At 46.3% G+C, this 24821-nt stretch carries 26 protein-coding genes and 1 rRNA gene; 14 read left to right on the top strand and 13 right to left on the bottom strand.

What is annotated here, in order from left to right; translation table 11 throughout:
- Positions 1–713, bottom strand: a 16S ribosomal RNA gene (locus AC6R00_RS10655); the annotation flags it as partial.
- A gap of 499 nt (positions 714–1212) precedes the next feature.
- On the opposite strand from AC6R00_RS10655, the gene AC6R00_RS10660 reads away from it, so the two are divergent.
- Complete coding sequence (locus tag AC6R00_RS10660; RefSeq protein WP_500640411.1) at positions 1213–1767, top strand: gamma carbonic anhydrase family protein; 555 nt, start codon at positions 1213–1215, stop codon at positions 1765–1767.
- Positions 1768–2021: 254 nt separating this feature from the next.
- Here AC6R00_RS10660 and AC6R00_RS10665 read toward each other — a convergent pair whose 3' ends face one another.
- From AC6R00_RS10665 to tsaC, 4 genes are all read right to left on the bottom strand, one after another.
- Positions 2022–2288, bottom strand: a complete 267-nt coding sequence (locus AC6R00_RS10665; RefSeq protein WP_004743640.1) for a DUF1488 family protein — start codon at positions 2286–2288, stop codon at positions 2022–2024.
- Positions 2288–3121 carry a shikimate dehydrogenase gene (gene aroE / locus AC6R00_RS10670; protein WP_367938399.1) on the bottom strand — a complete coding sequence of 278 codons (834 nt, stop codon included), beginning with the start codon at positions 3119–3121 and terminating at the stop codon, positions 2288–2290. Before aroE ends, AC6R00_RS10665 begins: the two co-directional genes overlap by 1 nt.
- Positions 3122–3196: 75 nt before the next feature.
- A complete protein-coding gene (gene hemF / locus AC6R00_RS10675; protein WP_195877313.1) occupies positions 3197–4114 on the bottom strand; it encodes an oxygen-dependent coproporphyrinogen oxidase in 918 nt (305 codons plus the stop codon).
- A gap of 21 nt (positions 4115–4135) precedes the next feature.
- Positions 4136–4693 carry an L-threonylcarbamoyladenylate synthase type 1 TsaC gene (gene tsaC, locus AC6R00_RS10680; RefSeq protein WP_272786034.1) on the bottom strand — a complete coding sequence of 186 codons (558 nt, stop codon included), beginning with the start codon at positions 4691–4693 and terminating at the stop codon, positions 4136–4138.
- A 194-nt stretch (positions 4694–4887) separates the two neighbouring features.
- Between tsaC and purE the strand changes: the two genes are divergently transcribed.
- Together purE and AC6R00_RS10690 are read left to right on the top strand one after the other, a co-directional pair.
- Complete coding sequence (purE, locus tag AC6R00_RS10685) at positions 4888–5373, top strand: 5-(carboxyamino)imidazole ribonucleotide mutase (protein WP_069668053.1); 486 nt, start codon at positions 4888–4890, stop codon at positions 5371–5373.
- 3 nt (positions 5374–5376) lie between these two features.
- Positions 5377–6510: a 5-(carboxyamino)imidazole ribonucleotide synthase gene (locus AC6R00_RS10690; protein WP_500640412.1), complete on the top strand. Its 1134-nt coding sequence runs from the start codon at positions 5377–5379 to the stop codon at positions 6508–6510.
- A gap of 45 nt (positions 6511–6555) precedes the next feature.
- On the opposite strand, the gene AC6R00_RS10695 is transcribed toward AC6R00_RS10690, so the two are convergent.
- The 4 genes from AC6R00_RS10695 to AC6R00_RS10710 are packed head-to-tail and all read right to left on the bottom strand — an operon-like array spanning position 6556 to position 9785.
- Positions 6556–7140: a DNA topoisomerase family protein gene (locus AC6R00_RS10695; RefSeq protein ID WP_500640413.1), complete on the bottom strand. Its 585-nt coding sequence runs from the start codon at positions 7138–7140 to the stop codon at positions 6556–6558.
- Positions 7141–7155: 15 nt separating this feature from the next.
- Positions 7156–7635 (bottom strand): DUF494 family protein, encoded by a 480-nt coding sequence (locus AC6R00_RS10700; protein ID WP_038197518.1) that lies wholly within the window; start codon positions 7633–7635, stop codon positions 7156–7158.
- Between the two features lie 2 nt (positions 7636–7637).
- Positions 7638–8756 (bottom strand): DNA-processing protein DprA, encoded by a 1119-nt coding sequence (gene dprA, locus AC6R00_RS10705; protein WP_500640414.1) that lies wholly within the window; start codon positions 8754–8756, stop codon positions 7638–7640.
- 3 nt (positions 8757–8759) lie between these two features.
- Entirely contained in the window at positions 8760–9785 is a 1026-nt protein-coding gene (locus tag AC6R00_RS10710) for a LysM peptidoglycan-binding domain-containing protein (RefSeq protein WP_500640415.1), read from the bottom strand.
- A gap of 176 nt (positions 9786–9961) precedes the next feature.
- On the opposite strand from AC6R00_RS10710, the gene def reads away from it, so the two are divergent.
- The 5 genes from def (at position 9962) to AC6R00_RS10735 (ending at position 15700) form a co-directional block, all read left to right on the top strand.
- Entirely contained in the window at positions 9962–10483 is a 522-nt protein-coding gene (gene def / locus AC6R00_RS10715) for a peptide deformylase (RefSeq protein WP_004743629.1), read from the top strand.
- Between the two features lie 27 nt (positions 10484–10510).
- Positions 10511–11458, top strand: a complete 948-nt coding sequence (gene fmt / locus AC6R00_RS10720) for a methionyl-tRNA formyltransferase (protein ID WP_500640416.1) — start codon at positions 10511–10513, stop codon at positions 11456–11458.
- Between the two features lie 72 nt (positions 11459–11530).
- Positions 11531–12811 carry a 16S rRNA (cytosine(967)-C(5))-methyltransferase RsmB gene (rsmB, locus tag AC6R00_RS10725; protein WP_367938406.1) on the top strand — a complete coding sequence of 427 codons (1281 nt, stop codon included), beginning with the start codon at positions 11531–11533 and terminating at the stop codon, positions 12809–12811.
- 57 nt (positions 12812–12868) lie between these two features.
- Positions 12869–14245 (top strand): Trk system potassium transporter TrkA, encoded by a 1377-nt coding sequence (gene trkA / locus AC6R00_RS10730; protein ID WP_004743626.1) that lies wholly within the window; start codon positions 12869–12871, stop codon positions 14243–14245.
- Positions 14246–14254: 9 nt separating this feature from the next.
- Positions 14255–15700, top strand: a complete 1446-nt coding sequence (locus tag AC6R00_RS10735; RefSeq protein ID WP_500640417.1) for a TrkH family potassium uptake protein — start codon at positions 14255–14257, stop codon at positions 15698–15700.
- Here the strand turns inward: AC6R00_RS10735 and trhA are convergent.
- Both trhA and AC6R00_RS10745 read right to left on the bottom strand, forming a co-directional pair.
- Complete coding sequence (trhA, locus tag AC6R00_RS10740) at positions 15697–16350, bottom strand: PAQR family membrane homeostasis protein TrhA (RefSeq protein WP_500640418.1); 654 nt, start codon at positions 16348–16350, stop codon at positions 15697–15699. The two genes, AC6R00_RS10735 and trhA, sit on opposite strands and share 4 nt — an antisense overlap.
- 91 nt (positions 16351–16441) lie before the next feature.
- Entirely contained in the window at positions 16442–17239 is a 798-nt protein-coding gene (locus AC6R00_RS10745; protein ID WP_004743623.1) for a sporulation protein, read from the bottom strand.
- Positions 17240–17531: 292 nt separating this feature from the next.
- Between AC6R00_RS10745 and AC6R00_RS10750 the strand changes: the two genes are divergently transcribed.
- The 5 genes from AC6R00_RS10750 to AC6R00_RS10770 all read left to right on the top strand — a co-directional run bounded on the left by AC6R00_RS10750 (position 17532) and on the right by AC6R00_RS10770 (position 21420).
- A complete protein-coding gene (locus tag AC6R00_RS10750; RefSeq protein WP_500640419.1) occupies positions 17532–17699 on the top strand; it encodes a hypothetical protein in 168 nt (55 codons plus the stop codon).
- A gap of 98 nt (positions 17700–17797) precedes the next feature.
- A complete protein-coding gene (locus AC6R00_RS10755; RefSeq protein ID WP_171325391.1) occupies positions 17798–18064 on the top strand; it encodes a YihD family protein in 267 nt (88 codons plus the stop codon).
- A 267-nt stretch (positions 18065–18331) separates the two neighbouring features.
- Positions 18332–19750, top strand: a complete 1419-nt coding sequence (ccoG, locus tag AC6R00_RS10760; RefSeq protein ID WP_171325393.1) for a cytochrome c oxidase accessory protein CcoG — start codon at positions 18332–18334, stop codon at positions 19748–19750.
- Between the two features lie 55 nt (positions 19751–19805).
- The gene (locus AC6R00_RS10765) at positions 19806–20792 is read left to right on the top strand and encodes a serine/threonine protein kinase (protein ID WP_500640422.1); all 987 of its coding nucleotides are present in this window, start codon (positions 19806–19808) and stop codon (positions 20790–20792) included.
- A 25-nt stretch (positions 20793–20817) separates the two neighbouring features.
- Positions 20818–21420: a thiol:disulfide interchange protein DsbA/DsbL gene (locus AC6R00_RS10770; protein WP_004743618.1), complete on the top strand. Its 603-nt coding sequence runs from the start codon at positions 20818–20820 to the stop codon at positions 21418–21420.
- A 51-nt stretch (positions 21421–21471) separates the two neighbouring features.
- Here the strand turns inward: AC6R00_RS10770 and yihG are convergent, their stop codons facing one another.
- Positions 21472–22356 carry a 1-acylglycerol-3-phosphate O-acyltransferase, YihG family gene (gene yihG / locus AC6R00_RS10775; RefSeq protein ID WP_272786025.1) on the bottom strand — a complete coding sequence of 295 codons (885 nt, stop codon included), beginning with the start codon at positions 22354–22356 and terminating at the stop codon, positions 21472–21474.
- Positions 22357–22537: 181 nt separating this feature from the next.
- Here yihG and AC6R00_RS10780 point away from each other — a divergent pair, with 181 nt between their 5' ends.
- The gene (locus tag AC6R00_RS10780) at positions 22538–23518 is read left to right on the top strand and encodes a DUF2860 domain-containing protein (RefSeq protein WP_500640420.1); all 981 of its coding nucleotides are present in this window, start codon (positions 22538–22540) and stop codon (positions 23516–23518) included.
- 28 nt (positions 23519–23546) lie between these two features.
- Here AC6R00_RS10780 and AC6R00_RS10785 read toward each other — a convergent pair.
- A partial coding sequence (locus tag AC6R00_RS10785; RefSeq protein ID WP_500640421.1) for a YifB family Mg chelatase-like AAA ATPase occupies positions 23547–24821 on the bottom strand: 1275 nt, incomplete at its 5' end.

A 24821-nucleotide genomic window follows, 5' to 3' on the forward strand; every position in this document is an offset into this window, starting at 1 on the left:
CTACGCATTTCACCGCTACACCTGAAATTCTACCCCCCTCTACAGTACTCTAGTCTGCCAGTTTCAAATGCAATTCCGAGGTTGAGCCCCGGGCTTTCACATCTGACTTAACAAACCACCTGCATGCGCTTTACGCCCAGTAATTCCGATTAACGCTCGCACCCTCCGTATTACCGCGGCTGCTGGCACGGAGTTAGCCGGTGCTTCTTCTGCAGCTAACGTCAAATCCATACGCTGTTAACGTATGAACCTTCCTCACTGCTGAAAGTACTTTACAACCCGAAGGCCTTCTTCATACACGCGGCATGGCTGCATCAGGCTTGCGCCCATTGTGCAATATTCCCCACTGCTGCCTCCCGTAGGAGTCTGGACCGTGTCTCAGTTCCAGTGTGGCTGATCATCCTCTCAGACCAGCTAGGGATCGTCGCCTTGGTGAGCCCTTACCTCACCAACTAGCTAATCCCACCTGGGCATATCCTGACGCGAGAGGCCCGAAGGTCCCCCTCTTTGAGCCGAAGCTATTATGCGGTATTAGCCATCGTTTCCAATGGTTATCCCCCACATCAGGGCAATTTCCCAGGCATTACTCACCCGTCCGCCGCTCGACGCCGTTAACGTCCCCCGAAGGTTCAGTTAACTCGTTTCCGCTCGACTTGCATGTGTTAGGCCTGCCGCCAGCGTTCAATCTGAGCCATGATCAAACTCTTCAATTTAAGATTTTGTCGGCTCAATGAATACTGAACATTACATAAGTAATGTTTGAATTGACTGTGCTGAATCCGAAGATTCAATGGTCACTTCGTATCATTGAAACCTAAATTGATACCGAAGTATCTATTTGGATTATCATCAACGAGTGCCCACACAGATTGATAGGTTTATATTGTTAAAGAGCCCTCTTCTTTGTGACTCACATCACTTCGGAAGAGGCGGTCATTTTAGCGAGATAAAGTTTAGTGTCAACCACTTTTTTCAAACTTTTTTCAAGCGTTTCCGCTTGGCTAATTGACCTTGCTAACTGGGCTCTCGTTTCTTTCGAAGCGTTCCCGTGTCAGCGAGGGGGCATTATAGAGATCGCCATCACATTGGCAAGCCCTTTTTTCAGTTTTTTTTGATTTTTTTATTGTTTGAGTATTTTCTATTCAAAACGACCTGTTTTTGCCACTTTTCTACCCCTACCATGGCAAGATTCCCTCTATATAAGGAGAAAAAATGAGTTCTCTACGCAGTTACAAAGGTATTACTCCGCAATTAGGTGAAAGAGTCTATATAGATAGCAGCTCAGTATTAGTTGGCGATATTCGTATTGGAGACGACTCCAGTGTCTGGCCGCTCGTTGCAGCGCGAGGTGATGTAAACCATATTAATATCGGCAATCGCACCAATATCCAAGATGGCAGTGTGTTGCATGTCACCCACAAGAATAAAGAAAACCCTGACGGCTACCCTCTGCTCATTGGTAATGATGTCACTATTGGTCACAAAGTGATGCTACACGGCTGCACGATCAAAGATCGAGTGCTAGTTGGAATGGGGGCGATTGTCTTAGATGGTGTGGTAATAGAAGAAGAGGTAATGATAGGTGCTGGGAGTTTAGTTCCCCCAGGTAAAATTCTGGAAAGCGGTTATTTGTACGTAGGTAGCCCTGTTAAGCAAGCACGTCCACTCAATCAAAAGGAACGCGCGTTCTTACAAAAATCAGCAGATAACTATGTGCAGAATAAAGAAGACTACCTACACCAAGTAGAAGAGATTAGGGTCTGTTGACCTTTTGAGCTGATTTTTGCAGCAGCTTGTGGGTTCTTTATGCAAGGCAGAGGCTTTGAATTGTAGTTGCTCTACCTGATAAGCCGATAACGCAGCAGAAAGGAGCCACAAATGCTGCCCGAAGGGTTCGGTTAAAAGCGTTTTACTCTTTGTTGAGAGATATTTTGCTTAGAGTGACTAGGCGGCAAACCTCTCGCCGCGATTAAAACGCTTTTATCGCGAACAAAATTTAACCGCAAAAGGGTCAACAGACCCTAGCTAACGACCTCTATCCAACCTTGTGAATTAAATTCTTCATCTTCTATTAACTCTTCAGCAAGCTCTTCAAGGTCAAAACGGTATTGAGAAAATACTTCGAGAGCTTGCTGCTCATTCTCAACCGTTTGACCTGACAACTTCTCTAGTTCCGTTTTACTGACTAGGCACTGAATCAGCGCCCCAGCTTGCTGCGCAGAAAACAACACCGCTTGCTTATCTTCATCCCATGATTGGATATCAGGAAAAAGAATAGATTGGTTCATTACATGCCCTCTAGGTTTTTTCTCAGTTCACGCAAAATCTGCTTTGTACCAGGCCTTAGTCCACGCCACAACATAAAGCTTTCTGCTGCCTGCCCTACCAGCATGCCTAGACCATCATATATCTTGATTGCGCCATTATCTGTTGCCCACTGATTGAAGGTCGTTTTCCCTGCACCATACATCATGTCGTAGACCGTGCTTTGAGGTGAGAAAATAGCGCTAGAGATAGCGGGTAGCTCACCACTTAAGCTCGACGATGTTGAGTTAATAATCAAATCAAAGCTCTCGGACACAGCATCCATTGGCTGGGCAGAAATCTTTCCATAAGGCTGAAACATTTCTACCAACTGCTGCGCTTTAGCATAGGTACGATTGGTGACCACAATTTCAGCTGGTTGCTGATCGAGTAATGGTTTAATCACACCTCGCGCTGCACCACCAGCCCCAATCAGCAGAATACGAGCCCCTTTTAGCATAACCTGATATTGCAACAAGTCTTGGACAAGCCCTTCGCCATCAGTGTTGTCGCCTAGAATCTCACCATCATCAAGTTTTTTTAGCGTATTAACTGCACCTGCTAGCTGCGCGCGCTCGGTGACACGATTCGCAAAACGGAAAGCGTCTTCTTTAAATGGCACAGTGACATTGCACCCTTTGCCACCCTCGGCAAAAAACTCACTCGCAGCTTGGACAAAAGCATCGGTTGCCGGACTCTGAGTGGTATAGGTCAAAGACTGATTAGTTTGACGAGCAAATAGCGTATGAATAAATGGTGATTTACTTTGGGCGATTGGGTTACCAAAAACAACGTAGTTGTCTATTTGCTGAGTCATATCCTTACCTATCAGAAACAAAAAGGGCCAATGCGGAACATTGACCCTATCACTATCTATATAAGGAGGAAAGTATTACCACTCTCTCGGTTTAAGGTAATGATCATACAGCTCAGCCTCTGGAGAGTTTGGCTCCACTTGGTAAGCGTATTCCCATCGAGCGAGTGGCGGCATAGACATAAGAATAGACTCAGTGCGGCCTCCGCTTTGTAAGCCAAACAATGTGCCACGGTCAAAGACTAAGTTGAACTCCACGTAGCGCCCACGACGATACAACTGGAACTGGCGTTCACGCTCACCGTACTCAGTCTCTTTACGACGTTCAACAATCGGTAGGTATGCCTGGCAATAGCCCTCACCAACCGCTTTAATATAGTCAAAACACTTATCAAACTGCCAATGATTGAGATCATCAAAGAATAAGCCACCAACCCCACGAGTTTCATCTCGGTGAGGTAAGTAGAAGTATTTGTCACACCAAGCTTTATGCTCCGAGTAAACGCCTTCGCCAAACGGTGCACACACTTCTTTCGCTGTGTTGTGCCAATATTGAGCATCTTCTTCAAATGGGTAGAAAGGTGTTAGATCGAAACCGCCCCCAAACCACCAAATCGGCTCCTCACCCTCTTTTTCTGCAATAAAGAAACGAACGTTGGCATGCGACGTCGGTACATAAGGGTTGTTTGGATGCATGACTAAAGAGACACCCATCGCTTCGAAGCGACGTCCCGCTAATTCAGGGCGATGCGCCGTGGCGGAAGCTGGCATTTCTTTACCTTGCACATGTGAAAAGTTCACTCCACCTTGCTCAAACACAGCACCGTCTTTCATCACACGAGTACGGCCACCACCACCTAGCTTCTCTCCAGGCTCGCGATGCCATGCATCTTCAACAAATACCGCTTGTCCATCTGCTTCTTCAAGCTGCTGACAAATTGAATCCTGAAGATCCATTAAAAATTGCTTTACCGTTTGTTTATCTATGGCTGACATACGACTTCCTTTACTGCAGGGTTATCCCTGTCTTAATACTTGTAGTGATTGAGCATCACGAATTTCGCTGGGCTTTTCTCTGCCACCTGTTTGGCCTTCAAGTACCGCAATCTGGTCATAGCCAAACTGCAAATAAACTTCTTCACTTGTCTTACATGGTGGCTGACCGGACAAGTTTGCGCTGGTAGAGGTTAACGGCTTTCCGAATGCATTACACATCTTTTGTACCAAAGGATGATCCGTCACTCGCACTGCAATTGATTGATGTTGACCGGATACCCACCGAGATACGCGATCACTCGATGGCATTATCCAAGTGATCGGTCCTGGCCAACTCTGCTTGACCCTGATTAGCTGCTCTTGAGTCAGCTGAGATTCATCAATATACGGAATTAACTGCTGGTAACTCGCCGCGATAAGAATGAGCCCTTTATCGGCCGGGCGCTGCTTAAGATCCAGTAGCTTGCGCACCGCTTCACTATTATCGGGATCACAACCCACACCAAAGACTCCTTCGGTTGGATAAGCGATCACTTCACCATCCATCAAAGCCTTGAGTGCTTGATTAAAGTTTTCCACTTAGTCACACCTTAGTTATTCTCTACAAGCTTAAGTCTACAAACAATCTCAATCCGAGACTAAAGCTATTTATTAATAAATTCCCAAGCTAAGTATTTCACCATGACGCAAACGTTTGCTTAAGTATAAAATCTCCGTATAATGCGCTCAAAATGTTTGCTCACCAATTCTATGCAGCTTTGAAGGAGTTTGAGATGAAAGTCGGTATCATCATGGGTTCTAAATCAGATTGGCCAACCATGAAACTAGCAGCAGAAATGCTCGATAGATTCGGGGTTGAGTACGAAACTAAAGTGGTTTCTGCACACCGTACCCCTCAACTTCTTGCAGACTATGCAAACAGCGCTAAAGAGCGAGGTTTAAAAGTAATCATCGCTGGTGCTGGCGGTGCTGCGCACTTACCAGGCATGGCGGCAGCCTTCACTTCACTGCCAGTTCTAGGTGTTCCAGTTCAGTCCCGCGCACTTAGTGGTCTAGACTCTCTATACTCCATCGTGCAAATGCCAAAAGGTATTGCTGTCGGTACTTTGGCTATCGGCGAAGCGGGTGCGGCAAATGCAGGCATTCTAGCTGCGCAAATTCTTGGTACACATGATGAAGCTGTAATGGCGAAAGTTGAAGCTTTCCGCGCTGAACAGACGGAAACGGTTTTAGCGAACCCAAATCCTGCAGAGGACTAAGTCATGCATGTTTTAGTGCTAGGTGCTGGTCAATTAGCTCGCATGATGTCACTGGCTGGCGCACCGCTTAATATTGATATCTCAGCGTATGACGTTGGCAGTAAAAATATCGTTCATCCACTCACGCAGACTGTGATTGGCCACGGACTTGAAAACGCCATCGCTCAAGCTGATGTTATCACCGCTGAGTTTGAGCATATCCCTCTCGATATTCTGGCAATCTGCGAGCAAAGTGGAAAGTTCCTACCTTCGACTGAAGCGATAAAAGCAGGTGGCGATCGCCGTATCGAGAAACAGTTGCTTGATGACGCAGATGTACGCAATGCGAAGTACTTTGTCATCAATACACGTGAAGACTTTAACCAAGCCATTGCCCACGTTGGCATCCCTATGGTGCTAAAAAGTGCGCTTGGTGGATACGATGGTAAAGGTCAGTGGCGTTTAAAAGATCCGGCTCAAATCGAGTCCATTTGGACAGAAATGGCCGAGTGCATCGCTGCATCTGAAACTCAAGCGATCGTAGCTGAAGAGTTCGTGCCATTTAATCGTGAAGTTTCCCTAGTAGGTGCACGTGGCAAAGACGGTAGCGTTGCTGTTTATCCATTGGCTGAGAATGTTCACACTAACGGCGTGCTGACGCTGTCTACTGCCATCGCAGATACTGAACTGCAACAACAAGCAAAACAGATGTTTACTGCTGTCGCCAATAAGCTCAATTACGTTGGTGTATTAGCCCTTGAATTTTTCGATATCGACGGCACCTTGCTAGTCAATGAGATTGCCCCACGCGTGCATAACTCTGGACACTGGACTCAACAAGGCGCAGAAACTTGTCAGTTTGAAAATCACTTAAGAGCGGTATGCGGCTTACCACTAGGCAGCACTAAACTGATTCGTGAAACTTCAATGATCAATATCTTGGGTGAAGATACCTTACCAAGCGAATTACTCGCGATGGATGGGGTGCACATTCATTGGTATGGCAAAGAGAAACGTACAGGCCGCAAGATGGGTCACATTAATGTGTGTGGTGATTACAGCGGTGAACTGCAGCGTAAACTGTGTGCACTTGCCGATCTGTTGGATGAACAAGCATTTCCTGCTGTTCATGAGTTTTCAGCAAACTTCGCCCAATAACTCAGTTTATAGATAGCAAAAACGGCGCTTGATGCGCCGTTTTTATTATTCAGATTGTGTGTGGTGACACTTTCGGTCAGCGCACTGCCTTTTGACTCCACTGGCGAGCTTCTTCTCAACTAACAATGGAAAACCACATTTCTCACACTGACCTGAAATCGGCGGCTGATTGACAGCAAACTTGCATTTCGGATAGTTGTCACAGGCATAGAAAACCTTACCAAAGCGAGTTTTACGCTCCACTAACTGGCCTTTATTGCACTCTGGACATGTATGGTGTTCCGGCTGCTGCTGTTCTTGCTTAGGTTGATCTAAAGACTCGATGTGGTTGCACTGCGGGTAATGACTACAACCAATAAACATCCCATAGCGCCCCTGACGGAGAACAAGCTCATTGCCACATTCAGGGCAAGCAACACCGAGCTCTTTAACGATGTGACCGTCGTTCTGGTGCAAAGGTTTAATGAAGTCACACACAGGGTACTGATCGCAACCCAAGAAAGGACCATGCTTACTATGGCGAAGGTGAAGTTCACCTTCGCGCTGTTCACTTTGGCATTTAGGGCAAGCTTGGTGCTCTAGCGCATGTTCATGGGCTGAAAACAGCTGATGATCAATTTTATTGCTCATATCAACTCAGAAAGGTTAGTGAAGGATACCTTGTTCTTTGGTATACAGCAGCTCTTCCATAAGTGTGTATGCATTCTCATTGCCTGGTACATTAAATAGCACCATAAGCACAATCCATTTCAGATCATCAAGCTCAAACTCGTCCGTCTCTAGGCCCATAATGCGGTCAATAACCATCTCACGAGTTTCAGTCGTGAGGACGTTAACTTGCTCTAAGAAGGTCAAAAAGCCACGGCACTCTAGACTTAAGCGCTCACACTCTTTAGTTGTATAGATACGAGTCGAGTTCGAAGTGCTGCACACCGAAATCGCAGAGTGGGTTTCACTTTGCTGCAGTGCTGCTAGCTCTTCTAGCCAGACAAGGGCTTTGTAAATGTCTTTTTGATGAAAGCCTGCGCGAAGAAGCTCTTCTTCTAGCTCATCTTGATTGACTTGTAACTCTGCATCGCTATGGATGTAGGTTTCGAATAGATACATTAAGATATCCATCATCATAGCTAGCCCCTCCCCTTTCGAATATAGCCACCGGAAACTGCAACAACATGCCCTGAAAGCTCAAGCTCCAAGAGCTGCATCATGACGTCCTGCACAGGTATATTGGTCCTGTTTGCAAGAATATCAACTGGTATAGCCTTACTTCCTACGTTAGCTAACAGCAGAGGAAATGGCAATTCTTCTTTACTATCTATTTCTTCGAAAAGTTCATTTTGAATCGGTGGCTTACTGGAATTAGACCAGCGTAAAAGCGTCTCTATTTCATCAACTATGTCCTGAACTCGCATTACCAAACACGCACCTTGCTTAATCAACAGGTTACAGCCGCGTGCATTTGAATCGTGGATAGACCCCGGAATAGCAAACACGTCACGCCCTTGCTCTATGGCATAGCGCGCCGTAATCAAAGAGCCACTTTTCTCTGCGGCTTCAACCACTAGCACTCCAACAGAAAGGCCACTGATAATTCGATTGCGGCGCGGAAAATGGTCGGCTTTAGGCTTCGCTTGAGGATGAAACTCCGAAACCAGCGCACCACCAGAATCAAGGATTCTCAGCGCAAGCTCACGATGTCTAGCTGGGTAAATAGTTTCTAGACCACTGCCGAGAACCGCGAGTGTATGTCCTCCTCCTTGCAGCGCTCCATCATGAGCATAACCATCCACGCCAAGGGCCAAACCACTTGTGACTGTCAGACCTTGCTCAACCAAGGCCCGAGCAAAGCTTCGTGCGGTATTGAGCCCTTCAGGACTGGCATTGCGACTACCGACCATCGCAATTTGAGGTTCAGATAAACAACTCAAATCTCCTTGAACGAATAAAATCGGAGGAGAGCCTATTGCCTGTTCAAGTAACGCCGGGTAACTGCTCTCTTGCTTAGTGATAATATTGTGTTGAGCAGATTGTTGTTGCCACTCAAAGCACTGCTCAACCTCTTTCGCCGCACGGTTTTTTAGATAGTTAACCTGTTGTGTGCTTAATCCAAGAGCTAAAAGCGCAGGAAGTTCAGATTGAACAATGTTTACTGGTGAGTCTATTGCGAGCAGGCGAGAAAAGGTTTTCGGACCGACTCTAGGGGTAAAGTTGAGCGACAGCCATGCCGCGAGCTCTTCATTGGTCACAAATTACCGACTCCTTGGGGAGTGAACCTTGGTCTCGATACTGACCGCTTCGGAACTGTCGGCAATGATCGCGATACTAAAGTGCTGATAAGGACGGATAACCATCATGTGGCCAATACGCCTATCAGGGAAAAGGATTGATGAGTTGTTTGTACTATGAGTAAAGTCACCAGCGCCCGAGTTAAACAGCTCAAACACGCTGCCTTGTTTAACACCATCTAACTCGCCACGATTAACCACCACCGCTTGGTCTTTACCAACGTAATGGGTATCTTCAACCGCTCCGAGAATCTCAACCTTATCAATTTCTGCAGAGACAGGGGTTAAGCTTAGCGTAGTGGTTGAGTTTGAAGGTTGTAATATCGGCATAGCGATATCGCCCACTACTACTTCATGGCTTTGCTTGGTCAAACGCAGCGAGGAGTAGTGCTCATCACTGGCGATAAGCTGCCCATGCGCTATTTTTCTTATCACTTTGGCGGTTTTGTCTGCTCGTTTAAACTCATTCATTAAACGATAGATTCCCCACTCTTGAGCGACTTGGTGAGACGAAATATAGATGACATTTTGTGAATCCATCAACTGACTCCCGGTGCTATTGCCAATCACTCGACTCATTTCATGAATTACTTCCCCCTCCAACAACAGATCGTGTTCAATGAAAGACAGGATATGCTGCGGTTTGATGACAGGGATAGGATGTTTTGCTCGTTGGTGAATAGCGGGCGTCAAACTGACCACAGGTTTTAAAATCAGTTTTGGTTGCCCTTCTCGCCACACAAGAGTCAGTTTATCTCCGGGAAAGATCAGATGCGGGTTTACTATGCTCGAATTCAATTGCCATAAGCGCGGCCACTGCCACGGGCTTTCGAGATACAGTGCTGAAATATCCCACAAGGTGTCACCTTTGACGACGGTATAAGTCTTCGGTGCTTGTTTGTTAATCGATAGAGCCCCTTCTTGAGCACTGACACCATTAACGATAGTTACCAACATGACAACAAACAGACCTCGCCAAATGCGTAACATGTTTCGACTCCCTATCAGCGACCTATCCTTACAGCATTCCCTGTTCAACTGAGTGTTAACAACAAAGAGAAGCGGCTCAAAAAGCGCATTGATGCTGTCATTTGGGGTATAAAATGTCTAGAATTGAGCCAACGAGGTTTATCCTGATTCGGCACAGTTCAACATTTCGAGTGTATATGTCTGTATTACAAGTATTAACATTCCCAGATGATCGTCTTCGCACCGTGGCTAAGCCGGTAGAAGAAGTGACACCTGAGATTCAAAAGTTCGTTGATGACATGATTGAAACCATGTACGACGAAGAAGGTATTGGTCTGGCAGCAACCCAGGTTGATTTCCACCAACGTATCGTTGTTATCGATATTTCTGAAACACGTGATGAGCCTATGGTTCTGATTAATCCAGAAATCTTAGAAAAACGCGGCGAAGATGGTATCGAAGAGGGCTGCCTGTCTGTCCCTGGCGCACGTGCATTAGTGCCACGCGCAGCGGAAGTGACGGTAAAAGCACTAAACCGTGATGGTGAAGAGTACACATTTGAAGCTGATGATCTATTAGCTATTTGTGTTCAGCATGAACTTGACCACTTAGAAGGCAAACTATTTGTTGACTACCTTTCGCCTTTAAAGCGCAAGCGTATTCAAGACAAGCTAGCTAAGATCAAGCGCTTCAACGAGAAGAATGCAAGCAAAGCCTAATCGCTAATTAAATAGAAGGAAGGTACCTTGAGCAAACCTTTAAAAATTGTTTTTGCTGGTACTCCGGATTTCGCCGCCCGTCACTTGGCGGCGTTGTTGTCTTCGGAGCACGATGTCATTGCTGTATACACTAACCCTGACCGTCCTGCTGGTCGTGGTAAGAAACTGGCAGCGCCACCTGTTAAGCAATTAGCCCTTGAGCATAATATTCCCGTTTATCAGCCAGAAAACTTTAAGTCTGACGAAGCCAAACAAGAGCTGGCAGATTTAAACGCAGACATCATGGTGGTGGTAGCTTACGGCATGCTACTTCCTCAAGCGGTGCTTGATACGCCAAAGCTAGGCTGCATTAACGTTCACGGTTCAATTCTGCCACGCTGGCGTGGTGCTGCGCCGATCCAACGCTCTATTTGGGCGGGAGACGCAGAAACAGGCGTGACCATTATGCAAATGGATATCGGCTTAGATACCGGTGATATGCTCAAAGTAGCAACTTTGCCAATTGAAGCTAGCGATACCAGTACTTCTATGTACGAAAAGCTGGCAGAACTTGGCCCACAAGCATTAGTTGAATGCTTAGCAGATATTGCGCTAGGTAAAGCGCTACCAGAGAAGCAAGACGATGCACTGGCAAACTACGCTAAGAAACTGAGCAAAGAAGAAGCCCGCATTGACTGGAATGACGACGCTGCACATATCGAGCGCTGCGTTCGTGCTTTCAATCCTTGGCCAATGAGTCACTTTATCGCTGCTGAGAACAGCATCAAAGTGTGGCAAAGCCGGATCGATGAGCCGTCAACAACTCAACCTGCTGGTACTATCTTGCAAGCAGATAAAAGCGGTATCTACATTGCTACTGGCAATGGCGTACTGATTTTAGAACAACTACAAGTTCCAGGTAAGAAAGCGATGTCTGTTCAAGATATCTTGAACTCTCGTGCAAGCTGGTTTGAAGTCGGTACTCAGCTGGTTTAAACATATTCTCCCTTATCGGGAAACGTACATTTTGAGGGTGGAGACACCCTCCCTTAATTTAAGGTATTCATCATGAATGTTCGCGCTGCTGCAGCCAACGTCCTATTCCAAGTGGTCGACAAAGGCCAATCTCTTTCACACGCATTACCTGCGGCGCAAAAGACCATCAGACCAAGAGACCATGCACTATTGCAAGAGATCTGTTATGGCGCGCTACGTTACTTGCCACGTTTGGAGTCTATTGCTAACGAGCTAATGGAAAATCCACTCAAAGGGAAAAAGCGTGTTTTCCACCATCTTATTTTGGTCGGAATTTACCAACTGAGTTTCATGCGTATTCCAGCACATGCTGCCGTCGCAGAAACGGTTGAAGGAACTAAGACGTTGAAAGGCCCAAGCCTACGCGGCCTAATCAATGCGGTACTGCGCAGCTACCTTCGTGAGCAAGAAGAGCTAGATGAAAAAGCAGTTAGCCACAACGCTGGCAAATATGGTCACCCAAATTGGCTGCTTAACATGCTACGTGAAAGCTACCCAGAGCAGTGGGAGCAATTAGTCGAAGCGAACAATAGCAAAGCGCCAATGTGGCTGCGTGTAAATCGCCAGCACCATACTCGTGATGAATATCTAGAACTGCTGAAAGATGAAAACATTGAATGCAGCATTCACCCAGAAGCTGCTGATGCCATAAAATTGGCCTCTCCTTGTGACGTGACGCTTCTTCCAGGTTTCGATCGTGGTTGGGTATCGGTACAAGACGCTGCGGCTCAGTTGTCAGTAAACTATCTGCAGCCACAGAATGGCGAGCTGATTCTTGATTGTTGTGCTGCGCCAGGCGGTAAAACTGCGCATATTCTTGAGCATACCGAAGATACCGAAGTGGTTGCGATTGATTGTGACGCCAAACGTCTTGATCGCGTCTATGACAACCTAGAACGTCTTCAACTGCGTGCCGATGTGATTTGTGGTGACGCTCGCTACCCTCAAGAGTGGTGGACAGGCGAAAAATTTGACCGCATTCTACTTGATGCTCCTTGTTCAGCAACGGGCGTTATTCGACGTCACCCAGACATTAAGTGGTTACGTCGAGCAAACGACATTGACGCCTTAGCTGAGCTACAAAGTGAAATTATGGATGCAATGTGGAGCCAATTGAAAGTGGGCGGTACTATGGTTTACGCCACTTGTTCAATCACTCCAAAAGAAAACGTACTACAAGTAAAAGCTTTCCTTGAGCGCACTGATAACGCAACCTTAGTGGGTTCTGATATTAACAATCCAGGACGCCAAATCTTACCTGGCGAAGAGGATATGGACGGCTTCTACTACGCAGTGTTAATCAAAAACGCGTAATACAGTTAGGCGGTGACAATAGTCGCCGCCTTTTCAGTAGTTAAACGAGATTAGTGTATGAAAATCATCATCCTTGGTGCAGGTCAGGTTGGCGGCACACTGGCGGAAAACCTAGTTGGCGAGAACAACGACATCACCATTGTAGACCGCAACTCAGATCGCCTGCGTGAGCTGCAAGATAAGTACGACCTACGTGTCGTGAATGGTTATGCTAGCCACCCAGACGTGTTGCGTGAAGCCGGCGCTCAAGATGCTGACATGTTGGTTGCTGTCACCAATATGGATGAAACCAATATGGCTGCCTGTCAGGTGGCTTTTACACTGTTTAACACTCCGAACCGAATTGCGCGAATTCGCTCCCCTCAATATCTATCTGAGAAGGAAGCTTTGTTTCAGTCGGGCGCTGTACCCGTCGATCACTTAATTGCACCAGAAGAGCTAGTCACTAGCTACATTGAACGTTTGATTCAATACCCGGGGGCACTGCAAGTTGTGAGTTTTGCTGAGCAGAAGGTGAGCTTGGTTGCCGTAAAAGCCTACTATGGTGGACCACTGGTTGGTAATGCACTGTCTGCGCTACGTGAGCACATGCCACATATCGACACCCGCGTTGCGGCGATTTTCCGCCAAGGCCGACCAATTCGACCACAGGGCACCACCATCATTGAAGCTGACGATGAAGTCTTCTTCGTTGCAGCAAGTAATCACATCCGCTCAGTAATGAGTGAGCTACAACGTCTTGAGAAGCCTTACCGCCGTATTATGATTGTTGGTGGCGGTAACATAGGTGCTAGCCTTGCTCGTCGCTTAGAACAGCTCTACAGCGTTAAACTGATTGAACATAGCTACCAACGTGCGGAAAAGCTGTCAGAAGAGCTAGAAAATACCATCGTATTCTGTGGTGATGCGGCAGATCAGGAACTCCTTGCTGAAGAAAACATCGATCAGGTCGATGTGTTTATCGCTCTTACCAACGAAGATGAAACCAACATTATGTCTGCCATGCTTGCGAAACGCATGGGAGCCAAAAAAGTGATGGTACTGATTCAGCGCGGTGCTTATGTCGATCTTGTACAAGGGGGCGCTATCGATGTCGCGATTTCACCACAACAAGCGACGATTTCTGCATTACTGACCCACGTTCGTCGTGCCGATATTGTTAACGTATCTTCACTGCGCCGAGGGGCTGCAGAAGCAATCGAAGCCATTGCACACGGTGATGAAACCACATCGAAAGTTGTTGGTCGCGCGATTGGTGATATCAAACTACCACCAGGTACTACCATTGGTGCGATTGTCCGTGGTGAAGAAGTGCTGATTGCCCACGACCGTACTGTTATCGAACAAGATGATCATGTGGTGATGTTCTTGGTCGACAAGAAATACGTCCCAGACGTAGAAGCCCTATTCCAACCGAGTCCGTTCTTCCTTTAGGCAAGGGTTATGGTCAATTTCCGTCCTGTACTGTTTGTTATCGGGCTAGTGTTATCTAAGCTAGCCCTGTTCATGTACGTACCAACATTGGTCGCCTTCATCACTGGTACGTCTGGATTTTTAGAGTTTGGCCAGGCTGTTATCATTACTCATACTGCCGCTTTTGCCTGTTTGACGATTGGTCGCACCAAACAATTTAAGCTCAGTGTGCGCGATATGTTCCTTATCACCAGTTTGGTGTGGACCATCGCCAGTGCGTTCGCAGCGCTACCTTTTGTGTTTATCAATCACATCAGCTTTACCGATGCTTACTTTGAGACCATGTCGGGCATCACAACCACAGGCTCAACCGTACTCAGTGGCCTAGATAACATGGCACCAAGCATTTTATTGTGGCGCTCGATACTGCAATGGTTAGGTGGGATTGGCTTTATCGTGATGGCGGTTGCGGTACTGCCTATGCTTAACGTCGGTGGTATGAAACTCTTCCACACCGAATCCTCCGATTGGTCAGATAAAAGCAGCCCACGAGCCAAAACGGTGGCAAAGAACATTGTCGCGGTTTACCTATCACTGACGGGTTTATGCATAGTTGGCTACCTTCTAACGGGTATGAATCTGTTTGAAGCGATCAACCATGCCTTTACCACCTTATCCACCGGTGGCTATTCCACATCAGATGGCTCGATGAATCACTTCTCTAATGGTGCGCATTGGGTAGCGACACTGTTTATGTTTTTGGGTGGCTTGCCGTTCTTACTGTTTGTTGCTGCGATAAGAAAGCGCCGTCTCAATGAATTAGTCAAAGATGCGCAAGTGCGCGGATTTAGCTACTTGTTCTTGGTTAGCAGCTTAATCATCGCGGCTTGGTTAGTAATCAGAGATGGCTATGCCGTTTTAGATGCGCTTCGGGTATCCATGTTCAACATTGTCTCAGTGGTTACCACCACAGGCTTTGGCTTGGAAGACTTCACCGCATGGGGCGCACTTCCTACCACCTTGTTTGCATTTTTAATGATGGCTGGAGCCTGTTCAGGTTCAACTGCGGGCGGGATTAAAATCTTCCGTTTTCAGATTGCCCTGACATTGCTTAACAAGCAGATGATGAAACTGATCCATCCTTCTGGGGTATTTGTTCAGCGTTACAACCAACGCCCGGTAAACGATGATATCGTCCGTTCGGTTGTCGCCTTTGGTTTGACGTTTTTTATCACCATCATTGCGATTGCTGGTGGCCTCAGCGCTATGGGACTCGACCCAATCACCAGTATCTCTGGCTCTATTACTGCGGTTGCCAATGTTGGACCGGGTATGGGGTCAATCATCGGCCCGACGGGTAACTTTGCCCCACTGCCAGACGCCGCTAAGTGGCTACTAAGCCTAGGAATGTTAATGGGACGGCTGGAAATTTTGACCTTGCTTGTCCTGTTTTTCCCTGCATTCTGGCGACGTTAAACGGGATCAACGTAGAGATAAATAGCGAAGAAATGGCAAGCGCATCCTGCTAGAACAAATCCGTGCCAAATAGCATGATTGTAAGGGATGCGTTTTGCGACGTAGAAGATCACTCCCAGTGAGTAAATCACTCCCCCTACGGCAAGCAGAGTTAATCCACCGACCGATAAGTTCATCGCCAATTGGTAAATCACAATCAGCGATAACCAGCCCATGGTTAGATAGGTCACTAAAGAAAGCTTCTTAAAACGGTAGACAAAGGCAAGCTTCATAATGATGCCGAACAGCGCGATGCTCCAGATCACTACCATTAGCCCTATCGCTAGCGGTGTACGTAGGCTCACCAGTAGAAATGGCGTGTAGCTACCTGCGATCAATAAGTAGATAGCGCAGTGGTCAAAGGTTTTTAATGCTCGTTTGGCTCGCTTATAAGGAATCGCATGGTAGAGCGTAGAGGCAAGAAACAGCACGATCATGCTGCTGCCATAGATACTCATACTGGTGATCGTTAGCGTATCTGCATTGTTTTCGGTCGATTTGAGTAAGAGTAAAACCAGGCCGACAATACTTAACACCATACCTAGAGCATGGGTCAGCGTATTAGCGAACTCTTCTTTCGTGCTGTATTCAGCGGGAGGATTAGCAGACATGCGTGCCCTACTCTGAGTAAATATGGAATAATTACTCAAGAGTATGGCACATTAAGCTTACACTTGTAAGCTGAAAGTTTTTAAGTTTTGGTTAAGAATGCTCATCCAAATAGGCAATCACTTGTGCACCCGCCTCTTGCGCAGATGTATGGAGAGGAATTTCCATTTGACGCTTCAAGTCGCCAATCCCGAGTAAGCTCGCAAGCATACCCTTGGCGCCTTCACGGTGACGATCGATCTCAAACCACATCTGTAGCTTATCGTCAGTTCGATACGCTACTACTTCAAGCTCTCGCCATCGGCCATGAAAAGGCCCTGTGGTCGGAACAAATTCAAACTCTTGGACAAATGGCATCGCAAAACCATCAACTTCTTCACACTCTACCTGACGAATACGCAAACCTTGCTCTTCAAGTGCGGTAAAAATGCCATCAAGTAGCGGATCAGGCCTGACGGTTAGAATGTCTTTGTCGGTTGGATCTTTTGCCATCGCTATATCTAAGCCTGTTTCCAACCACACCTTAGAGTCGCCAATGGTGACGGGCGTATTCCACGGCACATCGAGCTCGATTTCAAAGTCACGCGTTTCACCCGGATTAATAGTAAAAGCGTAAGGCAGTGACCACTTAGCCAAGGCATAACTTGTCGGGACTCGACGCATGCGCCCTGCATTGTGCTTATCCTTATCTGGATTGGCTGGCACCTCTTTGATATAGCGGCAATAGAGCTTGAGATCGATATTATCGATCTCTTGTGCTGTCGACCCACCATAAACATGAATCGTAATATTTACTTTTTGTCCCGGGTACAAAACCTCTTGCTGCAAAACAGAGTCTACCTTTGCAGATCCAATACCAAAACTGGCCAGGGTTTTCTTAAATAACGACATCAACACCTCCTTGGCACGTACGAAACCATTAAATTACTTTCATACTAATCTGGTTTACTGTCTCACTACTACAGACATCTTCACATAATTGTAGCGAATCGCAATCGATTAGATATCGACCAATCTGACTGATAATGCTAATCTATTTATTGATATGCGTGCATATCAATATTCCTAATTAATTGTTCGGATTGGCGTGAGCCAGAAGAGCCAAACTTCAGCAATGAAGCAAACTCATAATTAATTAGGCCATTACATTGGCAATGGATATGCCTGACAGTTAGGTAACTGAATGCGCCCAACAACAGTCAGGTTTTCGCACACAAATCGTAGTGCGATGCGCCGCCGTAGTGGATTCGTTTCTGCTCCAGTGGCAAAAAAATCAGCTCCAGCAATGACTTTAGTAGAGAAGACTGCCGTTATGGCAACTGCTCCTACTAAGGTTATCAAGGCAGCCTAATTAAAAAGCGCAGTGCTGACTGCGCTTTTTTCTTACCTTCATTTCATCTATTTGATACCTTTAGCAGCAAATCATTATAAATATTGTGGAGAAAGCCGATGAAGTGTCACCGTATTGAGGAGCTACTAGAGCTACTTGAACCTGAATGGCAAAAAGATCAGGAACTTAACCTGCTACAGATGATCGTTAAGCTCGCTCAAGAAGCAGGCTATGAAGGCAAACTAGAAGATCTGACAGACGATGTTCTTATTTACCATCTAAAAATGCGCAACAGTGATAAAGATGAAATGATTCCAGGTCTAAAGAAAGACCAAGAAGATGATTTTAAAACGGCGATTCTGCGTGCCCGTGGTCTTATTGACTAGCAGCGAGCTATTTTATGGAAAGCGACCTTGAGTCACTTTTTTTATACCCATTTGGTGACAAAGACAGAAACTGTTAGGTCATTTATTTATAGAACTGTACTGATCTTTGTTGTTAAAGGTTGATAGCCTTAAAGAAATGAAAATGTTATTGCGTATATAATCGCCGTCCATAAGTATTTACTAAAATATTATAATCAAATAGCAATGTTTAGGTTTATAGAGTGAGAACAATAGAAATCTCACCGTTTAGCTCAAGAAGGAAGCGCAATGAGTCAGGATAAAATCGATATCAAAGATGTGACTCCCAAGACCTTTAACCCTAAGGCCCATAAAAACAAAGGGGACAGGTTTAATCCCAGCAATCGAATCTATGTTCGCGAGAGTAAAGGCACCTTTCAACAGCTACGTCGTTATGGCGGCTGGTTCCTACTGGTTTTCTTTGCTCTTATTCCTTGGATACCTTATGGCGAACGCCAAGCTATCTTGCTCGACTTTGGCAATCAACAGTTTAACTTTTTCGGCACCACACTTTATCCGCAAGACTTAACCCTGCTTGCACTGCTATTTATGATTGCCGCCTTTGGTCTCTTTTTCCTCACCACTTTCTTAGGTCGAGTTTGGTGTGGCTACTTATGCCCGCAAACAGTGTGGACCTTTATGTATATTTGGTTCGAAGAAAAACTAGAAGGCAGCGCCAACAAACGTCGCAAGCAAGATTCAGGAAAACTCACTGCCAATCTAGCAATGCGCAAAGGCGTAAAACACTTAGCTTGGTGGGCAATTGCCCTTGCTACCGGCTTCACCTTTACCGGTTATTTTGTACCGATCAAAGACCTAGTAGTTGGCTTCTTCACCTTTAATGCCGAATTCTGGCCGGTATTCTGGGTTCTATTTTTCGCCGGTTGTACTTACGCCAACGCAGGTTGGATGCGCTCGATTATGTGTGTTCACATGTGTCCTTACGCTCGTTTCCAATCAGCTATGTTCGACAAAGATACCTTTATCGTCGGCTACGATAGCAAACGTGGCGAAACGCGAGGCCCTCGTTCACGAAAAGCCGATCACAAAGCTCTGGGCTTAGGTGACTGTATTGACTGTGACCTTTGTGTTCAGGTTTGCCCAACCGGTATCGATATCCGTGACGGCCTACAGTATGAATGTATTAACTGTGGTGCTTGTATTGATGCCTGTGACAAAACCATGGATCGCATGGGCTATGAAAAAGGCCTGATTAGCTACACCACAGAGCACCGTCTCTCTGGCAAGCATACTAAGGTCGCGCGTCCAAAACTGCTCGGTTATGGCGCGGTACTGTTAGTGATGATTGGCTTGTTCTTTGTTCAGGTTGCCAGTGTCGACCCAGCAGGATTGAGCGTTCTTCGTGACCGTAATCAGTTGTTCAGAGTCAATGGCTTAGGTGAGGTAGAGAATACCTACACCCTGAAAATCATTAATAAGACTCAACAAGACCAAGAGTACAAACTCAGTGTTGAAGGCCTAAGTGATGTCTCTTGGTATGGCAAACAAACTATTCAAGTTGAACCGGGTGAAGTCCTTAACCTACCAATGAGTTTAGGCGTCAATCCTGACAATCTCAGCTCTTCAGTTTCAACAATTCAGTTTATACTGTCCGATAGCGAAGACTTCACTATTGAGGTAGAAAGCCGCTTTATTAAGAAACTCTAAGCGCGCTCTACTCACAGATATGGAAAGAGGCTCAGCAATGAGCCTCTTTTATTTTATGACACAGCAAGCCTTTAACTTTGATGCGTTAACGCCTGATTTTATGTGGTATGCCCTCGAAAGCATTGGTATTCGAGCGGAATCTGGATTTTTGGCTCTTAACAGCTATGAAAACCGCGTCTATCAGTTTACCGATGAAGAGCGCCAACGTTATGTGGTTAAGTTTTACCGCCCAGAGCGTTGGAGTTTAGAACAAATCCAAGAGGAACATGACTTTACTCTTGAACTGATCGAGTCTGAGATACCCGTTGCTCCACCTACAGTCATTAACGGTCAAACTCTCCACCAATATCAAGGCTACCTGTTCGCCCTATTTGCAAGTGTTGGCGGGCGCCAGTTTGAAGTCGATAACCTAGAGCAACTCGAAGGGGTTGGACGCTTTTTGGGTCGCATTCATAAAGTTGGCTCGAAGCAAGTATTCCAACACCGCCCTACCATAGGGCTCGAAGAATACGTCTATCAGCCGCGCAAGTTACTGGAGCAAACTCAGTTTATTCCGATGCATCTCGAAAATGCGTTTTTTAACGATCTCGATTTACTGATCAAATCTCTAGAAAATCACTGGGATGACTCAACCAGCCTGATTCGTCTGCATGGTGACTGCCATCCAGGAAATATTCTTTGGCGCGATGGCCCGATGTTTGTTGACCTAGATGATTCTCGTAACGGTCCTGCTATTCAAGACTTGTGGATGCTGCTCAACGGTGAGCGAGCAGACAAGCTGATGCAGTTAGAGATTCTGCTAGAGGCGTATCAGGAGTTTAACGACTTCAACAGCAATCAATTGAAACTAATTGAGCCACTGCGCGGTCTACGTATGGTGCACTATATGGCATGGTTAGCAAAACGGTGGCAAGATCCTGCTTTTCCTCTCGCTTTCCCTTGGTTCAATGATCCAAAATACTGGGAGAGTCAGGTGCTTGCTTTTAAAGAGCAGATTTCTGCACTGGATGAGCCACCACTTTCACTTATGCCACAGTGGTAAGAAAACCGACAATATGGAGTCAAGAATGAAAAAGCTGTTTGCACTAGTTGCCACACTGATGTTGAGCCTATCTGCTCACGCTGCGCAGTTCAACCAAGGTGAGCACTACAAGGTGCTGGATTTAGAAGCCTCAAAGAAACCGACCGTAACGGAGTTTTTCTCTTTCTACTGCCCACACTGTCACTCGTTCGAGCCTATCATTCAGCAGCTTAAAACTAAGCTACCTAAAGATGCCAAGTTCCAGAAAAATCATGTTTCTTTTATGGGCGGCAACATGGGTGAGTCGATGAGCAAAGCTTACGCGACCATGATTGTACTGAAAGTAGAAGACAAGATGACACCCGTGCTATTTAACCGCATTCACAACATGCGCAAAGCACCTAAGAATGATGAAGAACTGCGTCAGATCTTCTTGGATGAAGGTGTCGACGCGAAGAAGTTCGACGCAGCATTTAACGGTTTTGCGGTAGATTCAATGGTTCGTCGCTTCGACAAACAGTTTAAAAACAGCGGTCTATCAGGTGTTCCAGCGGTTATTGTTAACAACAAGTACTTAGTTGAAGCAGGCTCAATCACCTCTCTGGATGAATACTTTGCCTTAGTCAATTACTTACTAACGCTAAAATAGTCACCAAGTAAAAAGGGAGCAAACGCTCCCTTTTTTATTCTTTAAATTTAATCACTTATCTTGGTGTACTTGCTGTAGCAATTCATCTTTCTGTTGCCAAACATCGCCTAACCACTGCTGAAATTGGCGCTTGTATGGCTTGTCATTAAAGTAATCGCCTCGCACTTGCTCATCCACAGGCAAGACTTTGGTGCGAACAACGATCTTGGTCATACGGCCCATAAGAGCATCTTTAAACGGTTTTTGTGTATTGTCAGGATACGCTAACGTGACATCAATAATGCTCTCAAACTGATCGCCCATCGCTGCGAGCGTATAGGCTATCCCACCCGTTTTAGGCTGCAGAAGATATTGATAACCCGCTTTGCTTTTACGCTGCTTGTCTTGGGTAAAGCGTGTCCCTTCCACATAGTTTACAACCGTTGTAGGGGTGTGCTTGAACTTAGCACATGAACGACGAGTGGTTGCCAAATCCTGCCCACGCTTCTCCGGATGACGAATCAGATATTCGCGTGAATAGCGACGCATGAATGGCATATCGAGAGCCCAACAAGCCATACCGATGAAAGGCACATAGAGCAGTTGCTGCTTAAGAAAAAATTTTGGCATCGGAATGCGATCTTTGAACACGCAGCACAGTACAACAATATCTGTCCAGCTAAGGTGGTTACTGATCATCAAGTACCAGCCATCTTTTTTCAGTTCGTCACCGCCTTGAATATCCCACTCAATTCGGTTCGAAACGTTAAGAATGGCAGAGTTTATTGTTGCCCAAAGCCACATGATCTTATTGGCAAGCTGAGTGCCCTTTGCTTTAAGTGCGGCACTTGGCAAAACAAACTTAAAAACGGCCACAACGCAGATCGCTATCGAGCAAACTGCGGAGTTCAAGATGACCAAACTAACATTCAGAACAAGGAGTAAATGTGCCAACATACGCTTAATAAGTGAGATTTAATGAAAAATTTATAAACATTCATTTATGAATAATAAAACAGCGTGTAATTATACAAGCCATTGGAAAGTTTGAAACTAATCTAACTATGGTCAGAGTTGTTAGAGCACACTTCGACCTCAAGGCAATCAGTCACTAGGTTTACACCATGGAGAACCCGTAATGACCACAAAACCAACCCTTATTGCGCTTGCTGTACTGAGCACAGCACCAGCAATGGCCCAGCTCTCCGATTCTGCGGGGATCAGCGGCGAAGTCTCACTCAGTGCCGGTTATACCTCTTCAACCTCTAACTTTAATACCGACACTAACGCGACCATTACGGACAATACGCAGAAAGGTCAAAGTGATAGCAGTGTCTTAGCGCTGCCGCTAGGTAGCATTGCTTATACGTTTGGTAGTCAACTCGACAAGCAGTTCTATGCAGGTACATCTCGTGAAGATATTGCCATCGGTACCTTAGCGTTAGAATTAGGCTATAAGCAACAATTGGCCAATGGAACAGTGATTGATGCCTCTTTCCTACCGACCATTATGTCTGGCGAGACTTGGGCCGATCCCTTCCAAACTAACGCTGCTCGTAGTGTTACCGATGAAAAAGGTAACGCGTACCGACTTAAATTTAGCAATATTGCTAACTCTGGTTTTAGTCTAGATACCGCATACGCAGTCAAAGATATTGAGAATGAGCAATCTGGTCATTCCGATCCTAATATCAACAGCGATTTACTGCGACGTGACGCGACATCGATCTATGTAAAAGGTAGTTATCGCATTCCCGTCGACCGTACTATGTTCTTAGTGCCATCACTGACTTACATTAAAACGGATGCCGACGGTGATGCGAACTCTCTCACCTCTTGGGGCGGCGAGCTTTCGCTGTTTAAAGTCATCAATCGCCATCAGTTCGCGCTTACCGCGAGCTACACCAGCAAAGGTTATGATGCGTCACACCCTGTCTACAACAAGGTTCGTGACGATGACGAGTTAAGTCTCTTTGCGGCCTATGAATATCAACAGTTTATGGGTTGGCAAGATTGGTCTTTGATCTCTTTTGCGGGTTATGGCCAAACCGATTCAAACATCGATTTCTACGATGAAGACCAGATGATCTTCTCTGTCGGTGTTAACTACCAGTTCTGAATTCACTAGCCCGCAAATGCGGGCTTTTTTACACCGCCTGCGCGGTCAACTGTCGCAACAAGCGATCCATCGCTCGGTAGCCTAGTGCTTCAGCAATATGATTACGCTCAATATGGTTTGCCCCTTCTAAGTCAGCAATGGTACGTGCGACCTTGATAATACGATGGTAAGCGCGAATCGAAAGCCCCAGTCGATGCAATGCGGTTTCCAAGAACTGGGCATCTTGTTTGTGTAAAGGGCAGTAGCGCTCAATTTCTCGGCTGCCTAGCAAGGCGTTCACCTTACTCGCTCGCGACAACATTTTCTCACGCGCTATCAATACTCTATCTCGCACAATCTGAGTCGATTCGCCTCTTTCGCCCCCTTCCGCTAACGTCCCCTTTGGCAAAGCAGGGATTTCCAGAGACATATCAAAGCGATCAAGTAATGGACCAGATAAACGGCTTAAGTAGCGCAGAATAGTTTGCGGATTGGCTCGCGACTGGTTGCCTTCGTAGTATCCAGTGGGGCTTGGGTTGAGTGCCCCAACGAGCTGAAATCTCGCGGGAAAGCGGGTCTTGCCTTGGGCTCGCGAGATAATAATCTCCCCAGATTCCAGTGGTTCACGCAATGAATCAAGTACCTTGCGTTCGAACTCGGGCATCTCATCGAGAAACAACAGCCCATTGTGCGCCAAAGAGATCTCTCCTGGCCTAGGGATAGAGCCTCCCCCCACCAGTGCCGCCATCGAGCTTGAATGATGCGGAGCGCGAAAAGGACGCTGCTTCCAATTGTGGGCATTGATTTCTTGTTGGGTCAGTGAAGCTACCGAAGCCGATTCAAGCGCCTCACTATCTGACATATCGGGTAGCAAGTCGCATAAACGCGAAGCCAACATGGTTTTTCCTGTCCCCGGCGGGCCAAGAAACAACAAGTTGTGATTGCCTGCGGCAGCAATCTCTAAAGCGCGCTTGCCTTGCTGCTGCCCGATTATATCTTGCAGATCTCTCAGGCTACTCGGTGCTGCACAAACTTGCGCGGTTTGATGTAGTGAGAGCTTTTGTTGTCCACAAAGGTCGGCACACACTTCAAGTAAGCTTTGCGCCGATTTATGTCTTTCAGCACCAACTAAAGCTGCCTGATCACCATTGCTATGGGGAACCACTAAACTGCGCTCAACTCGATTGGCAGCCAATGCCGCGGGTAACACACCTTTCACCCTTCTCAGCTCTCCAGATAAAGCAAGCTCGCCAATAAACTCTTGATTATTTAGCTCATTAACAGGAATCTGCTCCGACGCCGCTAAAATACCTAATGCAATCGG

This window comes from Vibrio sp. R10-SF1-ISO8, from assembly GCF_059833805.1.